Source organism: Streptomyces sp. NPDC006711 (assembly GCF_042869775.1).
Classification (GTDB): Bacteria; Actinomycetota; Actinomycetes; order Streptomycetales; family Streptomycetaceae; genus Streptomyces.
On the sequence record NZ_JBIAGO010000019.1, the window covers coordinates 63,145 to 81,651 of the forward strand.

10 protein-coding genes and 1 pseudogene are annotated in these 18,507 nt (G+C 70.3%); 2 read left to right on the forward strand and 9 right to left on the reverse strand.

Annotation, left to right across the window (positions count from 1 at the left end; genetic code table 11):
- Positions 1 to 461: 461 nt before the first annotated feature.
- The 3 genes from ACFYM2_RS29170 to ACFYM2_RS29180 are packed head-to-tail and all read right to left on the reverse strand — an operon-like array spanning position 462 to position 3,885.
- Entirely contained in the window at positions 462 to 1,337 is an 876-nt protein-coding gene (locus ACFYM2_RS29170; protein ID WP_350230859.1) for an SDR family oxidoreductase, read from the reverse strand.
- Positions 1,334 to 2,296 (reverse strand): alpha/beta hydrolase, encoded by a 963-nt coding sequence (locus ACFYM2_RS29175; RefSeq protein ID WP_359001914.1) that lies wholly within the window; start codon positions 2,294 to 2,296, stop codon positions 1,334 to 1,336. The genes ACFYM2_RS29170 and ACFYM2_RS29175 overlap by 4 nt, the downstream gene beginning before the upstream one ends.
- On the reverse strand, positions 2,293 to 3,885 hold the full coding sequence (locus tag ACFYM2_RS29180) for a flavin-containing monooxygenase (protein ID WP_388840369.1): 1,593 nt from the start codon (positions 3,883 to 3,885) through the stop codon (positions 2,293 to 2,295). Before ACFYM2_RS29180 ends, ACFYM2_RS29175 begins: the two co-directional genes overlap by 4 nt.
- 321 nt (positions 3,886 to 4,206) lie before the next feature.
- On the opposite strand from ACFYM2_RS29180, the gene ACFYM2_RS29185 reads away from it, so the two are divergent.
- Positions 4,207 to 4,833 carry a MerR family transcriptional regulator gene (locus tag ACFYM2_RS29185; protein WP_388840479.1) on the forward strand — a complete coding sequence of 209 codons (627 nt, stop codon included), beginning with the start codon at positions 4,207 to 4,209 and terminating at the stop codon, positions 4,831 to 4,833.
- 81 nt (positions 4,834 to 4,914) lie between these two features.
- On the opposite strand, the gene ACFYM2_RS29190 is transcribed toward ACFYM2_RS29185, so the two are convergent.
- The gene (locus tag ACFYM2_RS29190) at positions 4,915 to 5,718 is read right to left on the reverse strand and encodes an exodeoxyribonuclease III (RefSeq protein WP_388461430.1); all 804 of its coding nucleotides are present in this window, start codon (positions 5,716 to 5,718) and stop codon (positions 4,915 to 4,917) included.
- Positions 5,719 to 5,779: 61 nt separating this feature from the next.
- Between ACFYM2_RS29190 and ACFYM2_RS29195 the strand changes: the two genes are divergently transcribed.
- The gene (locus ACFYM2_RS29195) at positions 5,780 to 6,265 is read left to right on the forward strand and encodes a GNAT family N-acetyltransferase (protein ID WP_388840372.1); all 486 of its coding nucleotides are present in this window, start codon (positions 5,780 to 5,782) and stop codon (positions 6,263 to 6,265) included.
- 70 nt (positions 6,266 to 6,335) lie between these two features.
- Here ACFYM2_RS29195 and ACFYM2_RS29200 read toward each other — a convergent pair whose 3' ends face one another.
- From ACFYM2_RS29200 to ACFYM2_RS29220, 5 genes and pseudogenes are all read right to left on the reverse strand, one after another.
- Positions 6,336 to 6,806: an NUDIX hydrolase gene (locus tag ACFYM2_RS29200; RefSeq protein WP_388840375.1), complete on the reverse strand. Its 471-nt coding sequence runs from the start codon at positions 6,804 to 6,806 to the stop codon at positions 6,336 to 6,338.
- Between the two features lie 2 nt (positions 6,807 to 6,808).
- Positions 6,809 to 7,339 (reverse strand): annotated as a pseudogene (locus tag ACFYM2_RS29205) (XRE family transcriptional regulator); the annotation flags it as partial.
- Positions 7,340 to 8,094: 755 nt separating this feature from the next.
- Entirely contained in the window at positions 8,095 to 15,192 is a 7,098-nt protein-coding gene (locus tag ACFYM2_RS29210; protein WP_388840378.1) for a polymorphic toxin-type HINT domain-containing protein, read from the reverse strand.
- Positions 15,193 to 15,344: 152 nt separating this feature from the next.
- A complete protein-coding gene (locus ACFYM2_RS29215) occupies positions 15,345 to 17,774 on the reverse strand; it encodes a LamG-like jellyroll fold domain-containing protein (protein ID WP_388840381.1) in 2,430 nt (809 codons plus the stop codon).
- Positions 17,771 to 18,319 (reverse strand): hypothetical protein, encoded by a 549-nt coding sequence (locus ACFYM2_RS29220; RefSeq protein ID WP_388840384.1) that lies wholly within the window; start codon positions 18,317 to 18,319, stop codon positions 17,771 to 17,773. The genes ACFYM2_RS29215 and ACFYM2_RS29220 overlap by 4 nt, the downstream gene beginning before the upstream one ends.
- Between the last annotated feature and the right edge of the window lie 188 nt (positions 18,320 to 18,507).

Below are 18,507 nucleotides of genomic sequence, written 5' to 3' on the forward strand. Positions count from 1 at the left end.
CCCGCGCCCCTGGCGGGATCGGTGCTGGCCCGCATGGGGGCCACCCCGGGGCAGGGCTCGTGCGGGCCCACATGGGCAACCTCAGCCCGTCCGGCGTTTGAGGACGAGGCCGTTCAGGCCGAACGGGGTCTGGGGCGGAGCCCCAGGGACCTCGGCTGCGGACCGTGGTCGCTCCTCGCGCAGTTCCCCGCGCCCCTAACAGGGCTCCTGCTGAGGCATACCCAGCCCGTCCGGCGTTTGAGGACGAGGCCGTTCAGGCCGAACGGGGTCTGGGGCGGAGCCCCAGGGACCCTGGCTGCGGACCGTGCGTGGCTGGGCGCGCAGTTCCCCGCGCCCCTGGCAGGGTCGGGCCGGCCCGCGCGTCATGGCCAACCCCGCGCCCCTGGCGGGGTCCGAGGGGCCCGCACCCCATGGCCAACCCGCACCCCTTGGCGGGGTCGAAGGGGGCCCGCACCCCATCGCTAGACCTGCCCGCGGCGCTCATCCGCCGCACCCCCCGCCCCGACCAACCCCCGCCCCACCGACCCCAACCTCGGCTCGAAGCGCCGCATCTCCCGCGCCCCCACCGCCCCGATCACCCCGGGCAGATATCCCCGCACGGACTGCATCCCCCGCAGCCACCACTGCGCGTACACATGTGAGGACCGCCGCTCGATCCCGGCGACGATGCGATCGACGGCCGGCCCGAGCGGATACGTCCGGTTCGACGGCCACGGCAGCCGCGAGCGCAGCTCACGCATCACGTCGTCCTGGTCCGCCCCGCGCACCATGTCGGTGTCGGTCCACGACAGGTAACCGACCCCGACCCGCACCCCCTTGTAGCCGACCTCCGCCCGCAGACTGTGCGCGAACGCCTCGACCCCGGACTTCGACGCGCAGTACGCCGTCATCATCGGCGCCGGCGTGATCGCCGCGAGCGAGGCGATCTGGAGGAAGTAGCCGCGCGACTCCATCAGGACGGGCAGGAAGGCCCGCGCGGTGACCGCCCCGCCGATGAGGTTGACCTCGATGACCCGGCGCCACGCGTCGGGGTCGGAGTCGACGAACGGCCCCCCGGAGGCGACCCCCGCGTTGGCGACGACGATGTCCACCTTGCCGAACCGCTGCTTGACCTCGGCCGCGACCCGCGCCATCGCCTCGTGGTCGGTGACGTCCGCGTACCAGGACTCCGCGTCGGTGCCCAGCCGCGCCGCGACCCGCTTCAGCTCATCGGGTTCGAGCCCGACCAGCGCGACCCTCGCCCCGCGCGCGGACAGCTTGCGCGCGAGGAGTTCGCCGACCCCCCGGGCCGCGCCCGTGACGACGGCGACCTGTCCTTCCAGTACGGCCCTGCTCATACGGCACTCTCCTCGGCGTCGACGGCGGCGAACGAACCCGGGGCGGCCGGCGCGGCCAGATGCGCGGCCACCAGCGCGCGGATCTTCCCGGTGATGAATTCGGGCGCCTCGATGGGCGTCATGTGCCCGACGCCGGTGAGGACGTCGAGCGAGCGGCAGTCGGGCAGCGCGTCCGCGATCCGCCGCGCGTGCACGGGCGGCGTGAGCCGGTCCACCTCGCCCACCACTACGGCTGTGGGCACCGCCAACTCCCGTACGGACGCGCTCACTTCGAGCTCGGCCAGCACCTGGGACCAGGCCTGGCGCACCCCGCGCGGGCAGGCGTGCACGATCCTGGCGCACGCCTCGACCTTGTCCGGGGCCGCGCCCGGCCCCATCGTGGCGTACCGCAGGACCTTCTTGGCGAGCGGTGTGACCGGACCGAGCGGCGCGCCGGAGGAGAGGACGCGCCCGGTCAGCGCGGTCCGCAGCCGCCCGGCGCGCAGGGGCACCACCCGCGACTCGGCCACCAGCCGCGAGGCACCGGTGCTGCACAGCAGGACGGCGGCGGCGTGCTCGCGCATGCCGGGGCGTCCGGCGGCGGCCATGAGCGTCATGCCGCCCATGGAGTGCCCGGCCAGCACCGCCCGCTCCCCGGGCGCGAGCGCCACCTCCAGCACCGCTTCGAGGTCGTCGGCGAGCGCGTCGGCGGAACAGACCTCGGCGGCGGCGGTCCGCCCGTGCCCGCGCTGGTCGTAGGCGATGACCCGGCACTCGCCGGCCAGCGCGCGGATCTGCGCCGCCCAGAACGCCGTCGAGCACGTCCAGCCGTGCGCGAGGACGACGGCGGGCGCACCGGCCGGCCCGTGCACCTCGACGTGGAGCGGCGTGCCGTCGGCGGAGCGGGCGCTCAGGACGCGGTCCGGCGCGGGCGGTGCGTACACCCCGCGCCGCACGGCTGCGGCGCCGGCCCGGCTCACGCGGACACCGTCGAGGCCTCACCGGGGACGCCGGCCACGGGTTCCGCCCCGGCGGCCCGGGCCCGTACGACCTCGTACTCGCCCAGATCGACCTCACGTGTCGCGCGGCGGAACTCGCTGGTGGTGCCGGGCCAGACGGTGGTGTTGCGGCCGGCCGCGTCGAGGTACCAGCTGGTGCAGCCGCCGGTGTTCCACACGGTGCGCTTCATGCGTTCCTGCACCCGCCGGTTCCAGGCGCCGACGGCGGAGGGGCGCGGGGTGAGCGCGGCCCGCCCGCCGAGCACGTTCAGCTGCCTCAAGTAGTCGGCCATGTAGGCGAGTTGGGACTCGATCATGAGGATCATGGAGGAGTTCCCGAGGCCGGTGTTGGGCCCGATGATGGTCATCCAGTTGGGGAACCCGGCCGCCGTCGCGCCGCGCAGCGACTGCATGCCGTCCTTCCACGACTCGGCGAGCGTGTGCCCCTCGGCACCCACGACGCGGTCCGCGATCGGCATGTCGGTGACGTGGAACCCGGTGCCGAAGATGATCGCGTCGACCTCGCTCTCGGTGCCGTCGGCCGCCACCAGGGTGGAGCCGCGCACCTCGGCGAGCCCGGAGGCGACGACGTCCACGTTGTGCCGGGCGAGCGCCGGGTAGTACGAGCTGGAGAGCAGGATCCGCTTGCACCCGATGCGGTAGTCGGGCGTCAGCTTGGCGCGCAGGGCCGGGTCCTTGATGGCGCGCGCCATGTTCGCCTTGGCTATGGACTCGACGAGCCCGAGTTCGTTGGGCCGCTTGGTGAACGCGCTGACCTGCAACTCCCTTATGCCCCACAGGAGTCCGCGCCGGGCCGCACCGGTGAAGGGAAGCCGGCGGTGCAGCCAGCGTTCGGCGCCGCTGATCGCGCGGTCCATGCGCGGCATGACCCACGGCGGCGTCCGCTGGAAGAGGGTGAGGCGCGCGACGTCGGGCTGGATGGCGGGCACGATCTGGATGGCGGAGGCGCCCGTACCGACCATGGCGACGCGCTTGCCGCGCAGGTCGTAGTCGTGGTCCCAGCGCGCGGAGTGGAACACCTCGCCGGGGAAGGTGTCGAGCCCGGGTATCTCCGGCACCTTGGGGTCGGAGAGCGGGCCGGTGGCGGAGACGACGACGTCGGCGGTGAGCGTGGCGCCGCCCGCTGTCTCGATCTCCCACCACAGCCGTTCGGCGTCCCAGCGCATCATCGTCACCTCGTGGTCGAGGCGGATGTGCGGGCGCAGCCCGAAGGTGTCGGCGACGTGCTCCAGGTAGGCGCGGATGTGCCGCTGTCCTGAGAAGGTGCGGGGCCAGTCGGGGTTGGGCGCGAAGGAGAAGGAGTAGAGGTGCGAGGGTACGTCGCAGGCGCACCCGGGGTAGCTGTTGTCGCGCCAGGTGCCGCCGACGGATCCGGCCCGCTCCAGGACGACGAAGTCGGTGATCCCCTCGCGCCGCAGCCGGACCGCCGCGCCGAGCCCGCCGAACCCCGACCCGACCACCGCGACCCGCACGTGCTCGCGCCGGTCCCCGCGCCCGGCCCCCCGCCCGGGTGCGGCCTCATGTCCGTGCTCGTCCTCGTGCTGGGCCATGCCACTGCCTCCACGATCGGTTCCCTCAATACTGCCAGCAATCACTGGCACTGTTGGGAGAGTAGAGCAGACACATACCGAGCGGTAGGGGGGCGGCCGCGAAAGTTACCGGGGGTACGCACGGGTCGGTACCTCGGCCCACGAGGCGGGCCGGGGCGCCGGAACTCGCGGGCGGCCGACGGCGTACGCCCAGCGCATAGGCTGAGCCGCGTGGCAGACGACCAGGCGCGTAAGGGCACCCACAGCACGCACAGCGGGCGCGACAGCGGGGCGGCGGGACGGGACGGCGTCCACGGATTCCACGGCATCCGCGAGTACCGCATGTCGGAGCTGGCCCGGGAAGCCGGCATCACCGAACGCACCCTGCGCTTCTACCGCGAGCGCGGCCTGATCCCGCCACCCCGCCGCGAGGGCCGGATCGCCTGGTACGACGACCACCACCTGGCGCGCCTGCGGACCATCTCCGCACTCCTGGAACGCGGCCACACCCTCTCCGGCATCGCCGACCTGACCTCGGCGTTCGAGTCGGGCCGCGACGCGGGCGAAGCGCTCGGGCTGGTCGAACCCACCGAGGAGACCCCGGTGCGCCTGACGCCGGAAGCGCTGGCCGACCACTTCGCGGACCAGGTCACCCCGGAGAACCTGGCGGCCGCGCTCGACCTCGGCTACCTCGCGGTGTCGGGCGAGGAGATCGTCCACATCAGCCGCCGCCTGCTGGACGTCTCGGCGTCCCTGGTGCGCGAGGGCGTACCGCTGGCGGCGGTCCTGGCGGCGGGCCGCGAGGTCCGCGACCACGCGGACGCGCTGGCCGCGCTGTTCACCGACCTGCTGCGGACCCACGCGTCACCGCAGGACACGGAACGGCTGCGTCCGCTGGCGAAGGCGGTGGTGGACGCGGAGCTGTCCTTGGCGCTGGACCGGCGGCTGTCGGGAGAGCGGGAGGGGTAGGGGGTGGGAGGTGGCGGGCCCGCACGTCGAGGGCCCGCGTGGGGCGGTCCCGTGTACGACCTGTAGGCCGACGGGGACGGCCTACAGGTCGTACACCACCGCCACCGGCGCGTGGTCGCTCCACCGCTCGCCGTGCGTGGCCGCCCGCTCGACGAACGCCTTGACCGCCCGCTCGGCGAGCCCGGCCGTGGCGACCTGGTAGTCGATGCGCCAGCCCGTGTCGTTGTCGAAGGCGCGCCCCCGGTAGGACCACCACGAGTACGGGCCCTCGACGCCGGGGTGCAGGGCGCGCACGACATCGACGTACCCGCCGTCGGCGGCGTCGAAGACCCGGGTCATCCACTCCCGCTCCTCGGGCAGGAAGCCGGAGTTCTTCTTGTTGCCCTTCCAGTTCTTGAGGTCGGCCTCCTGGTGGGCGATGTTCCAGTCGCCGCAGACGACGACCTCGCGCCCGTCGGCGGCGGCCCGCACCCGCAGCTCCTTGAGGTACGCGATGAACTCGGCCATGAAGCGGACCTTCTCGTCCTGCCGCTCGGTGCCGACCTCGCCGGAGGGCAGATAGAGGGAGGCCACGGTCACCCCGGGCAGGTCCGCCTCGACGTACCGTCCACTGCCGTCGAACTCCGCGCTCCCGAACCCCGTACGGACCCGGTCGGGCTCGCGCCGCGTGAGCAGCGACACACCGGCCCGGCCCTTGGCGGCGGCGGGCGCGTGCACGGCGAACCAGCCCTCGGGCGCCCCGGCCTCGGCGGGCAGCTGGTGGGGCTCGGCCCGCACTTCCTGAAGGCAGACGACGTCGGCCTCGCTGCCCCCGAGCCATTCCACGAAGCCCTTCTTGGCGGCGGCCCGGAGCCCGTTTACATTCACAGAGGTAACAGTGAGCATCCCGGCACCCTACCGACCTCCCGGCCCGCCCCACTCCCCGCATAGAAGTACGCTACGACGCATGATTATCCACCACCGCTCGTACGATCACCCCGACGCGCTGAAGCTCAACGACCAGGTGCAGCTCGAATACATCGAGCGGTACGGGGACGGCGGCGACGCCACGTTCCTTGAGCCCACGATGTTCCTGCCGCCGCGCGGCCTGTACCTGATCGCATACGACGCCGAGGACCGCCCGGTGGCGACCGGCGGCTGGCGCGGCCAGGAGGCGAACGAGGAGAACTACCGCGACGGCGACGCGGAGCTGAAGCGGATGTACGTCATCCCCGAGGCCCGCGGCCAGGGCCTGGCCCGCCGCATCCTGGCCACCCTGGAAGCCGACGCCCGCGCGGCCGGCCGCACCCGCATGGTCCTGGAAACCGGCGACAAGCAGCCGGAGGCGATAGCCCTGTACGTGTCGGCGGGCTACGAACCCTGCGAAAAGTTCGGCCACTACCGCACCTACGAATCCAGCCGCTGCTTCGCGAAGCCGCTGCGCAATCCCTGACCCGCCCGCCCCAGCCGCTGTGCGTCGGACGCGCTGCGCGGTGGTGCCGTCGCAACCGCCGTCAGGCGGTTCAGCCCAGGTATGGGTTTCCACGGTGTTCCAGGAAGTGCTGGAGCCGGAGCCGTTGGGTGTGGTGCATCGGCAGCTGCTCGATCTCTTCCGGCGACACGAACCGGAGCTCGGTGGACTCGTCGGAGATCTCCAGCCGGCCGCCGGTGATGCGGGCGGTGAAGCAGACATTGAACTGGCGCCGGACCTCGCCGTCGGTGTAGGCGATGATGTGTTTCGGGTCGGTGTAGGTGCCGACCAGGCCGGTGATCTCTACGTCGAAGCCGGTCTCTTCCTTCACCTCGCGGACGGCTGTGCCGGGCAGGGAGTCGGTGAGGTCCATGCCGCCTCCGGGCAGTGCCCACAGGTCGTTGTCGCGGCGGCGCTGGAGGAGGATGCGCCCGTGATCGTCGGTGACGACGGCGGATGCGGCGACGACCATGCTGTTCGGCTTGGGCGCGCTGGGGTCGTCGTAGTACTCGGTGCGGGCCACGGTCAGCCTTCCGCTCGTACGGGCGTCGCGGTAGTCCACACGGCTTCGAAGCTCTCGGCGTAGGTGTCGAACATGCCCCCTGTCCCGTGCCGGCGAAGATGCCACACCGGCGCTGCGTAGGCGTTGACGCCCCAGACGTGGGCGTTGACGAGTTGCTGGTCGTCGGCGCGGTAGAGGGAGTTGTAGAGCGTGGTGGCGTGGGTGCGGACTTCGATGCCGGGTGTGGCGGCGAGTGGCTTGTAGTGCATGAGCGCGAGGCGGCAGCGGGATTCGATGCCGTGGCCGAACCTCTCCTCCTGGCCGCGAGCTTGCACGGTCTCGCTGTCGGGGTCCCCGGTCGCGATGCGGACGGTGCAGCCTTCGGCAGCGCGTTCGGCGAGGAGTTCGTTCAGCCGCGGGTACGCCTCGTGGAGGAAGACGGCCGCGTAGACGAGGATGTCGATCCGTTCCCTGGCCCGGGTCAAGATGTCGATGAACGTCGAGACGGGGATATCGGCCCGCTGCTCGTAGAGCTGCAACTCGGGCTGGCCCGCCACGCCGGACTCCGCCGCATCCAGTTCCTTGGCCTCCGCTACTCGGCGGACACCTTCATCCTGAACAGGTAACGTAACTCGTCGTAGTCGAGGAGCTGTCGGGGCACGGTGAACGTCCGGCTCCGCCCCCAATGCGACGCCATCGACCTCCACGGCCACTCCCTCCACGACCCGGTCAAGATCACCAGCAAGTCCGACGATGGCGACGAACACCCCTGTGTACCGAACACGTCCGTTGACGTTGCCGTCAAGCACCAAAAAGCCCCACCGGAAACAGCCCGGTGGGGCCTCCGTGATCTCCGCTGACGGCACCTAACCGATCAGTGCTGCCACGATCCAGACCTCGTACTCCTCAGTCGTCACTCCGCATACAACGCGGCCATCGAGAGACATTGCGACAAACTCCGGCTCTCCGGCCACAGAACCAAGTCGCTGCGCCATCCTCATCGAGCTGGTGCGCCGAACGTGAGCCCAAGGGGCATTCGCAGCACCTGCACCAGCCACGCTGACGAGAAAGTCGCCTTGATCTCCGAAGATGCCAACCTCCTCAGAAAGCCTCGACCATTGGTCTTGAACTTCAGAGAGATGCCTATTTGCCTCAAGGGAGCGAATCCGGACGTCAGGAGTAGCCCCACCGGTAATGATTGGGCGCCACGCTTGCATAGGGTCCGGAACTTCCCCGACCCATGCACTGTCCAGGACAGCAAGTCCGGCCTCCTCCAGCAAAGAACTGCGCGCTTCAAGATCCAAGGTGCTCACCCATCCGACTTGTAGTACATGTGGTGCGATCCTCCTACCGGGGAGTAGCGCTCGAACTCTGAGGTCATATCCCAGCCAAAGTTCACACCTTCACGAGTTGGGTCACCCTTCGGTTGGCCCGCATGAAAGTGTGAGAACGGCGCATTCGGATCATTGGTGTGCTCGGCGATGAGACGAGAGCCCCCCTCTGTTTCGAACTGTTCGTAGATCCCGTGCGCACCCGGATTCGAATCAAACCTATAGCCAGGCATCCCGCGCTGGGTCACGTCGGCGCCAACCGTCCATGTCGCATCCGGAACTGCATCAGATGGAATTCCGGCCCGGTCGTGCGCCGCCGCCTTCGCCCCAGAGCGTGTTGGGAACGTCCTATTCACTGGACCGCACGTGTTGTGCACCAGTACTGGCGTATTGCCGGCGAGCACGTAGTACGTGTGCAGGTCGCCGACTGTCAGGTTATACATGTCTGCGGCGCCATGCGCGGCCCTCACCGCGAGGATAGTGACTCTCTTCCCTTCATCGGTAGTAAGAGCCTCACCCGGGCCCAGCTTACCCGCTGATACCCATTCTCCTGCACTTGAATCCCAGAACGGATGTTCCGACGTTGTATGGATAGTGTGCGGCACCCCACTAACGTCGCGAATGTCAAGGTCGATGAGATCGTCGTCATGGTGGACCAAAGTTGCTTCTACCTCACGACCTCCAACCTTTATCCCGGTTTTCGGGTCCGCTGCCACTACACTGTCGCCGACTTGCACTTCTCCTATCGGCTTTGCTTCCCCACTCTCCAGAAGGACTGGAGTTTCGGGCGAAAAGCTGCACGCCCTACGGAACAAGCTTCCGACTCCCCCGCCGCCCCCCACTTCCGCTTCGACCGCCCCGACGGCCAAATTACCTACCGAGGAGAACCTGTCGAACGTTTCAGAACCCACAGCTACGCCATGATCTGCATATTCCGTGCGGATTGCATCACTGGCACAATCAACTTCGCCGAATAGTTTGAATAGTTCACATCCCCACGTTAGGCCGTCAACTGCTCCAGTGACTATTCCAGGAATAATGTCGCCGTCATCTCCGAGCGGCTGAGTCGTCTCCTTGTACTCACATCTACCGAAGCGGGCACACCCGATATCGGATTTGAGTTTTTTCCGGGTCTTTTTCCCGGAGCCGGGGTCGGAGTGCGACCCGGAGCCGACGGAGGAGCGGGAGCCGCTGCCGGAGCTGGAGCCACTGTAGGAATCCAGATGTTGCTGGAACCAAACCGAGGGTCCTGTGGACTTGCCAGTTGCGGGGTCCCGTTGCTCGGAATGTCCGCTGCCGTCGTCGATCCACAGCCCACTCGGGTCACTGGACGTTACCGGGCTGTTGTTGGCGTAGGCGTATCCGTTCAGGGACTGCGGGTTGGTGCCGTCCAGCACCGGGTCCACGCTCACGAAGCGGCCCGTGGTCGGGTCGTATTCTCGGGCGCCCAGGTGGGTCAGGCCCGTGGACGCGTCCTTTGTGCCGCCCACGAAGCCCTTCGTGCCGGCCCAGGAGGACGGCGGTGTGCCGCGGTCCTCGCCGAAGGGGGTGGTGCGGCGCTGGGTCGCCGTGCCGTCCGTCGCGTCGATCGCGGTGTCGGCCGTGCCGTGGTGGTCGGTGACCTGGAAGGTGACCTTGTTGTCGTCGGTGCGGACGGCGGTGGCCGCGCCCAGCGGGTAGTAGCGCGTGGCCGCGGGCTTGGCCGCGCCCTTGACGAGCTTCAGCTCGGAGGCGCCGAGATACAGCGTGGTGTTCTCGTCGGCCGGGTGCGCGGTGTCCAGGGTGTGGCCGAGCAGACGGTTGCCGCTCGGGTCGTAGACGTAGTCGGTCGTCTTCTGCGTCGTGACGGACGACGTGGCGGTCCTGGTCTGGACGGTGTCCGCGACGTTGGCCAGGTGGTTCTCGGTGTCCCAGGTCAGCGTCTGGTCGCTGGAGAGACCGGGGCTCGGGTTCAGCGTCCGGCGGGTGGTGTTGCCGTTCTGGTCGTAGGCGTAGGAGTCGGTGGCGGGGGTGCCACCGCCCGTGGTGGTGGCGGCGGACAGCAGTGCGTGCGGGTGGTTCGCGCCCGCGACCGGATAGGCGTAGGCGCGGGTCTGGTCCTTCGAGGCGTCACCCGTGATGTCGTGCTGCGTCAGGGACTTGCGGGTGCCGTCGGTGTTGAAGGTGTAGCTGGACCAGTAGGGCGCCGGGCCGCCGAGCTTGGCGCCGTCCGGCGTCGCGGGGCAGGCCGGGTCGGTGGGGGTGAACGCCTCGGTGAGGCGGGCCAGGTAGTCGTACTGGAAGCACTGCCGGTCGGTGCCCGTGCGCGAGACGTCGCTGAGCTCGGTGACGTTGCCCGCCTCGTCGTACTTGTAGGCGTTGGCGCGGGCCGGCACGGACGCGTTCTCCGTGTCGGTGCGGCTCACCGACAGGCGCTGGGTGCCCTGTTCGTAGCCGTTGGTGATCGTGGTGGTGGTGCCGCCCGCGTTCAGGGTGGAGCGGTAGGGCTTGCCGGTCAGGGTGTAGGTCTGGCCGGTGAGGTAGGCGGACAGGTTGCTGCCCGCGCCGGTGCTCTGGTGGAGCTTGTTGTACGTGAAGGCGACCACCTCGGCGGGCAGGCTGCCCGCGGCGGGGTAGGACGTGGCCTGGACCGTGCCGTCCAGGTTGTAGGAGCTGCCGGTCGCGTAGTCACCGGCCAACGCCTCCTGCCCGGGCACCTTCGGGACCGTGAGGGTGGTCTTGAGGGGCCGGTAGAGCGGGTCGTAGCTGTTGACGGTGGTCTTGTACGGGTAGTCCGTGCCGCCGATGTTCACATGCCGGGTGGAGGTGGCGGGCTGGCCCTTGACCTTGTCCCAGGTCTGGGAGGTCAGCAGCGGGCCGTCGGCCGAGCCCTCGTGGGTCTCCAGGAGGCGCGAGAGGTTGTCGTAGACGCTGGCGACGGTCTTGCCGCGGCCGTCGGTGGCGGAGGTGACCTCACCGAGGTCGTTGTAGGTCTTGGTGGCGGTGCCGCTGTCCGGGTCCACCGCCTTTGTCTGGCGGCCGAGTTGGTCGAAGCTCCAGGACCACTCGGCGCCCTGCGGTCCGGTCAGGCCGGTCATGTGCCCGGCCGGGTCGTAGCGGTAGCGGGTGCTGTCGTACGGGCCCGAGGGGCCGGCCGGGCTGGTGGCGTGGTACTCGCGCAGCTCGGTCGGATGGCCCTGGGCGTCGCTGATGGTGGTGGTGGAAGTGGCGCCCTTGGGCGGTGTGACGGTGACGCGGTCGCCGTCGTAGGCCGTGGTGGTGGTCGCCAGCGGAGTGCCCGTGCCGTTGCCGGAGAGCAGCGTCGACTTGGTGGGCCGCCCCAGGCCGTCGTACTCGGTGGCGGTCTGCGTCTCGATGCCGTCCGCGTCCACCACCGTGAACAGGGTGCCGCTGGGCGCCGAGGTGTTGTGGTAGGGGGCGTAGGCGAGGCGGACCTGGCCGCGTTCGTCGTAGAACGTGTCGGTGAGCAGGCGCCCGCCGTCGGGTCCCGGCGACTGTGTCTGGCGGACCCGGCCGAGGCCGTCGAACAGGGTGTAACTGGTGTCGGACGAACCGTCGTTGTTCAGCGTGAGGGCGGCCACCGACTGGATGGCGTTGTCGTCGTTGGTGTAGCGCAACTGGAGGTTCGGCGACTGGTTGTTCACCTTGGACCGGTTGGGCAGCCACATCTTCGACGGGCGCCCGAGCGCGTCGTATTCGAGGTCGGTGCGCAGGTTGTTGGCGTCGGTGCTGATGAAGGGCAGGCCGCGCGTCAGGTCGAGGTAGGACGTGGTCGTCTGGGCCGTGGCGGCGTTGCCCGCGGTCGCGGGCGGGCCGGTGACCGCGATCTTGGTGGGCCGCCCGGTGGCCGGGGTGTAGACGGTCGTCGTGGTACGGGGGGCGGCCGTCGGCGTGGTGCTGGGCGCCTTGGCGGCGTCGGAGGTGTCGAAGACGCTGGTGGAGGCCAGGGCGGTGGAGGTCAGGGCGCGCCCGTAGGAGTCGTAACCCGTGGTGCTGTCGAGGTAGGTGGCGCTGTTTCCGGTGCGGGACTTCAGGGTCTCGGTCATGGTGGCGAGGCCGCTGGTGGGCGCGGCCCCGTAGGCCTGGCCGTCGTAGCGGGTCCGGGTGTCCGCCAGGACCACGGAGGTGCCGTCCGCGCGGGTGTCCCGGTCGGGGTCGGCCGCGCAGGTGGCCGCGACGGTCTCGCTGTGGATGACGGCGGACCGGATCCACTCGTGGTCGGCGTAGGTGGTCCGCGTGCACTGGTCGTCGGCGGCGACGGCCGTGTCGCCCAGGTTCTCCACCGTCGTGGGACGGCCGAGGTCGTCGAAGGCGGTGTTGACCCGGGTCTCGCGCCACCCGTCCTGCGCGTCGAGCCGCGTGAAGGCGCGTTTGCTCGCGGCGCCGGTGAGGTTGGCGGTGGTGGTGCCCCAGTCGCGGACCCGCTTGGCGGTCTCCTTCTTCCACGGCGTGTTCACCGACTTGGCGAGGACCTTGCCGCCCGGCTTGTCGAAGGTCTCGCCGCGGTACTCGAACCCGGCCCAGGCCTCGTCGTCGGTGAGCGTGGTGCCTTCGCCGTCGGGGACGGTGACGGAACGGGTCCTGGTCTTGTCACCGGGATCGCTGCGGTCGCCGTTCATGCCGCGCAGGAAGTAGTGGTCGCTCTGCGTGGACATGGCCTGGCTGCTGCCGCTCTGCGTACGGACCTTGGCGTAGCCACGCCACTGCGACCAGGTCTTCAGCTTCTCCTTGGTGATGCCTTCGGTGTCGTCGAAGGCCCACGCGCCGCCGTCGAGGTAGGAGTAGTCGGTCTGGGTGCTCACGGCGCCGCCGGTGCGGTCGGTGGAGATGACCGAGTCCACGACGTACTTGTTGAACCACTCCGTGATCACCGGGTCCGTGAACCCGGCCTGGTACATCTGCGGGAAGCAGCGCGTGGTGTTGGCCTGCGGGCTCGGCAGGGCGTCCCAGGAACACGCGGGCTGGGAGTAGTTCACGTCCAGCTGGCCGCCCGACTCGTCGGTGACGGTCCGCAGGCGCTGCTTGTAGAAACCCGGCCGCCCGTCGTCGCTCTTGTCGAGGCGCCCGGGCTGCGCGCTGTAGGACAGGGTCGTCGCCGGCAGCACGACAGGGGTGGCCGCGCTCAGACCGGTGTGCTTGATGGAGTCGAGCAGGAGCTGGTAGTCGAAGTCGGCGGTGCCCCACTTGTGGTGCAGGTCCCAGGAGTCGATGGGCTTGTAGCTGCCGTCGGCCTGGAGCGTCTTGGTGGTCACGTTGGTCAGCCGGGTGCGTCCCCAGAACGTCGGGGCGAGGCGCCCCATGTCGCAGGTGCTGCCGGAGTCGCAGTTGCGGTCCCAGGGCGTGTCGTACCAGTACTGCCGGTTGGTGTTGATCTTCGCGGGGTCACACAGCGAGGTGTCCGTCTCCAGGCAGCGTTCGGCGGTGGCGAAGTCCACCCGGGCCATCGGCTTGACGGTGCCGGAGTACACGTCCTTGAGCTGCTGGCCGTACTCGATGTGGTCGAGCACCGAGGCGCGCACATAGGGGGTGCCGTCGGTGTCCTTCAGGTTGCGGCCGTAGGTGTTGGTCTCCTGCTTGTACCAGTAGGTGATGTCGTTGCCCTTGGCGTCGACGACCACGTCGAGGTTCCAGCGGCGTCCCTGCTGGCACCAGGAGTCCGCGTACGCGTCCTTGTGGCACGGCTCGCCGCTGTTGTTGCCGTAGACCGGCACCGTCTCCACCGACTTGGTCTCGGGCTTGCCCGCACTCCAGTTGTCGGGCCGGTTGTAGCCGAAGTAGTAGTTGGTCCCGTCCGGAGTGGTGGCGCGGAAGTACTCGCCGTCGTTGTCGCCGTTGCCCTGGTCGCTCCGGTGCCAGCGGAAGACGCGCGTGTTGTCGTCCCCCTTGATCCGCCACTCGTCGCCACTGACCGGGATCAGCTCACCGGAGTGCCCGTTGAAGCTGATGGTGGCGTTGTCGTACGCCCAGCACAGATCGCCCGTCTCGACCCCGTCGGTCTTCACCCCGTCGTCGCCGCACGCCTTGTAGGAACGCTCGATGAAACCGGGGTCGATGGTGAATCCGTCGCCGGCCCAGGACGCCTGGTTGTTGCTGTTGCCGGTACGCCCGTCGATCGTGCCCGAGCTGTAGGACAGGCCCACGGTGGGGGCGAGGCCGTTGGGCACCGGCGGCACCGTCATGCCGTAGGACCAGGTGAACGAGCCGCTGTTCAGCGACGTGCTCCAGGTCGAGGCAGCCGACAGGGGCGAGGCCTTGAAGTCACCGGCCGGCCCCGCGGCGCCGGGCGTCGCGGCGAGCACGGTCATGCCGCTCGCGGGCCCCGCCTGCGCGGCGAGCGCGCGGGCCCCGGACTTCGGCGTGGTCGCGGCGTCGGTGAGGGTGACCGCGTCGGCGGTCACCGTGTGCTTCTCCGTGTCGTTGGCGCCCGCCAGCGGGGTGGGGACGCGGCATTCCGGCTTGCTCGGGGTGCTCAGGACGCAACTGGGCAGCCGCACCAGGCGAAGCCGCTCGCCGTACCCGGCGCCCGCCGCGTCCGCGAACGCGCCGTAGTCGACCGTGGCTCGCACCGTGTCGGCCGCGCCGCCGTGCGCGGCGACCGTCATCAGGACGCCGTCCACCCCGGCCTTTCGCGCGGCCTCGCGGTCCAGCACCCGCACGGTGGCGTCCGTGTCCGGCTGGGCGAACGACGACGCGGCGCGCCGTTGCGGGGCGAGCGGGCCGTGCGGTACCGCCGTCAACGACACCGGCAGGGACGGGGACTTGGCCTTGGTGCCCGGTCCGGGCGTCGCGGTGCCACCGGCCGCCGGAAGGACGACGGCGGCGCTGCCTTCCTTGGGCCAGCTGGTCTTCGGCGTCCTCGGCCGCGAGACGGTCCTGTCCGCCGGCCTCGGTTTGATCTTGGCGTCGGCGCCCTTGACCGACTTCTCCTTCCACGCCGCGACGGGAAGGTTGGACTCGGCCAGGGCCTGCGGGCCCGGCAGGGCTTGCAGCAGTCCCGCCGTCAGCACGGCCGACAGGACGACAGCGATTCTCGCTGGGGTACGGACGCCCGCTCGGCGGGCCGGTGTGATGCGCATCGTAGGCGATTCCCCTGCCGCGCCGGGACGAGGTCCGTGGCGGCTGATCGTGCCGGCGGTGAGCCAGGCAGGTAGGAACAGGAGGCAAGAAGGGGCCGGGCCATGGGCCTGCCCCCGGCGAGGGGCAGGCCCATGACGGTGGGCCGGGCGGACTAGCTGGCCGGGCCGGTGGCGGAGTCGAGCTCGGCGCCCTGTGCCAGCTGCTCGATACCGGCGGGGCTCAGGACGCCCTGGTACGCCCAGACGTCGTCGATCTGACCGGAGAACCAGTCGGCGTTGGCGACGGCGGACGGGTTGCGCCCGAACCTGAGCTCCTGGTCGGCGGTGCGCGGCTGATCCGCCGAGCCGAAGGAGACGTGCGCCGTACAGCCCGACCCGGCGTCCGGGCAGATCTCGTTCTCCCGCTGGCCGTTGACCAGGAGCGTCAGCTGATCCGCGAAGGCGTCGTAGGTGACCGCGAGATGGTTCCAGTGCGCGCCGACGGCCTGCGACCCGGTGAAGGTGTGCGCCACCACGGTCTTCTTGTCCGCGCTGTCCACCGTCTCCACCTGCCACTCCCCGACGTTGGCCGAGCCGGCCGGGTCGTCGCTGGTACGCAGGAACTTCCAGCGCACCGTGAGCGCGGGACCCGCGCCGGAGCCCAGGGAGAGCACCGTCATGTCCCGGTTGGGCGGCGCAGCCGACTGGGCCCAGGCCGCCAGGGTGAAGCTCTGCCCCGTGTTCAGCGGCACCGAGCCGGTCCCGGCGAACCCGTCCGTGCCGTTCAGACTCAGCGCCCCCGAGCCCACGTGCGCGTCGTCCGCGCCGCCGGACACGGTGGCGCCGCCGTGGAGCGAGGCGGGGAACGACTGACGGTCGTCGGCCGAGACGGGAGGAGTCGCGGCGGTGGCGGTGTCGAACTTCCACCGCGCGGCCAGCCGGGGACGCTGCTGGACCATCGCCCTGGCCTCGTCACCGGTGACGATCCGGTCGAAGACGCGCACGTCGTCGATGTCACCGCCGAAGAACTCCGCCGGAGTTCCCTCCCTGGTCAGGCCTCCGACCATGAGCGGTCCGGGCGCGGGCCACGGAGTGGTCTGGGTGTAGTTGCTCTCGTCGGCCAGGTAGCCGTCGACGTAGAGACGGATCTTGTGCGTGACCGCGTCCGAGACCCCCACCAGTTGCGTCCACTCGTTGGCCGTCGGGGCGAAACACGGCACCCCGTTCTCCGGCCCGGTGCAGGCGGGCTGGATGGCGCGCACCTCGGAGGCGCCGACCGCGGAGTCCTCCGTGTTCCGGCTGAAGGCCCATTTCTTGCCGGAGGAGGAGTAGTACAGCGAGAACTCGGGCTGGTGCGCTCCGGGCTGGCTGACAGCCACCTTGGCCGTGGTGTCACCGGTCGCCGGTGCCGGGCGGCGCACCCAGGCGGAGACGGAGAAACTGCGGGTGCCGTCCACCTCGGGGCGTGCGGAGGTGGCGTACCCATTCGCCCCGAACCGGACCGCCTTGTCCTCGACACCGTCCGCGATGCCCGCCCGTACGTCACCGGACGTGGTCAGCGCGCCGGTCTCGGTGACGCCGTCCGCGCTCGTGCCGCTCTCGTCGAGCGACCACACCGCCTTCGCGCCCCTTCCCCCGGAGACCGCGCGGCCGGTCGCCAGCTCCGTGGCCGCGACAGAGCCCAACGCCCGGTCATAGACCCGGACATCGTCCACCGAGCCCTTCCACGCGTCGGTGTACGAGTCGCGCCAGCGCAGCCGTCCGAAGTCCATCGTTCCGCGCGCCGACCACAGGCTCACCCCCTGCGTGGGCGGCGAGGGCTTGCCGTTGACGTACATCGTCAGGGTCTTGGCGGCCGCGTCGTACATTCCGGCCAGGTGTGTCCACTCGTTGGCCACGGGGGTCACGTCCGACGCGGCGATGTACCAGCCGTAGTCGGTGGCGTGGTCCGCCGTGGGCATCTTGACGGCCCACTTTCCATCGCTCAGACCCAGCGTGACTCCTTGGTGCGCACCGCCCTGGCTCACCGCGGACTGGAACTGAGCGGACACGTCCGCGATGTTCACCCAGGCGGAGATGGTGAAGCTCTGGTCCGTCTCCAGGACCGCGCTCTGGGTGGAAAGGTAACTCTTGGGCGTCCCGTCCGGTGCCGTCTCACCCGTCAGGGCCGCGGCCGTGCCGGTGTGCCCGGCCGCGCCCAGCGTGGCGCCGGTGGCGGTGGCGGGGAAGTGCGCGGGCGGGCCGGAGGCCAGACTCGTCCCGGCGGCGTCGTTCATCGCCCAGCTCGCCCTCGGGTCCTGCCCGCGCCGCACGTTGAAGTAGTACGTGGTGGTCTCACCGGCGTTGCCCGCCGCGTCCTTGGCGCGGGCCGTGAAGGTGTGCGGGCCCTCGCTCGGCATCAGCACCCGCACCGAGCGGGCGCCTCCTCGGCTCGTGGCCACCTCGCGGTCCTCGGTGGGCTGCTGGTCGAGCCCCCACTGGTAGGCCACCGCGTCGCTGGACGCGGTGGTGAAGGTGAACGTGCCGTAGCGGCCCACCCCGTCCGTCCACGCCAGATCGGCCTGCGCGTCGGAGGACCCGGGGAAGTCGAGCGAGGTGGTCACCGGGCCCGCCGGCTCATCGGCTTCGGCGCCTGGAACACGGTGCCGCCGGCCGCCTTGTCGACGAGCGACAAGGAGCCGTCCGTCTCCTTGCGCACCGTCAGGTCCGCGCTGGACATCCCGAGCTTCAGCTGGTCCAGCTGCGGATTCTTGGCCGCCTCCGGCGTCTTGACCACGATCAGCTGGGTGAACCCGGAGTCGGTGGCGGTCATCCGCAGATCGACGTCCGGCAGGATCGAGCGGTATTCGGCGGTGTTCCCGCTGACCACCGGCGTCGGCAGCGGGGTGGGCCAGGTCAGCTCCAGTTCCTTGCCCGCACTGGACATCCGCACCAGTGGCCGCGTACCGCCGCCGGAGAACTCCAAGTCCGTCACGGTGGCCACCGGGGCGATCGTCCCGCCGCCGGTGGTGTGCAGGGTGGTGTCAATGTCGCGCCAGGCACCCGCCTTACGGGTGCGCACCGGCTTGGTGTGAATCGTCGCGGCGAGCCGGCCGTCCGGCTTGGCCACCACCTCGCTCGTCTCGTTCTCCAGCGAGGGAACGTTCACATCGCGCCCGCTGCGTCTGGCCTCGGCGACCGCCCGCGACTCCGGCGTCTCCCCCCGACCGGAAGGGACGCCGTTCGACGCCCCGCCCTCGCTGGAAACCGCCGAGTCCGCAGCGGCCGCCAAGGGCTGAGCCGTGGCGAACAACAGGCCCGACACCACGGCCAACGCCGCCACCCGCGCCGCCCCGC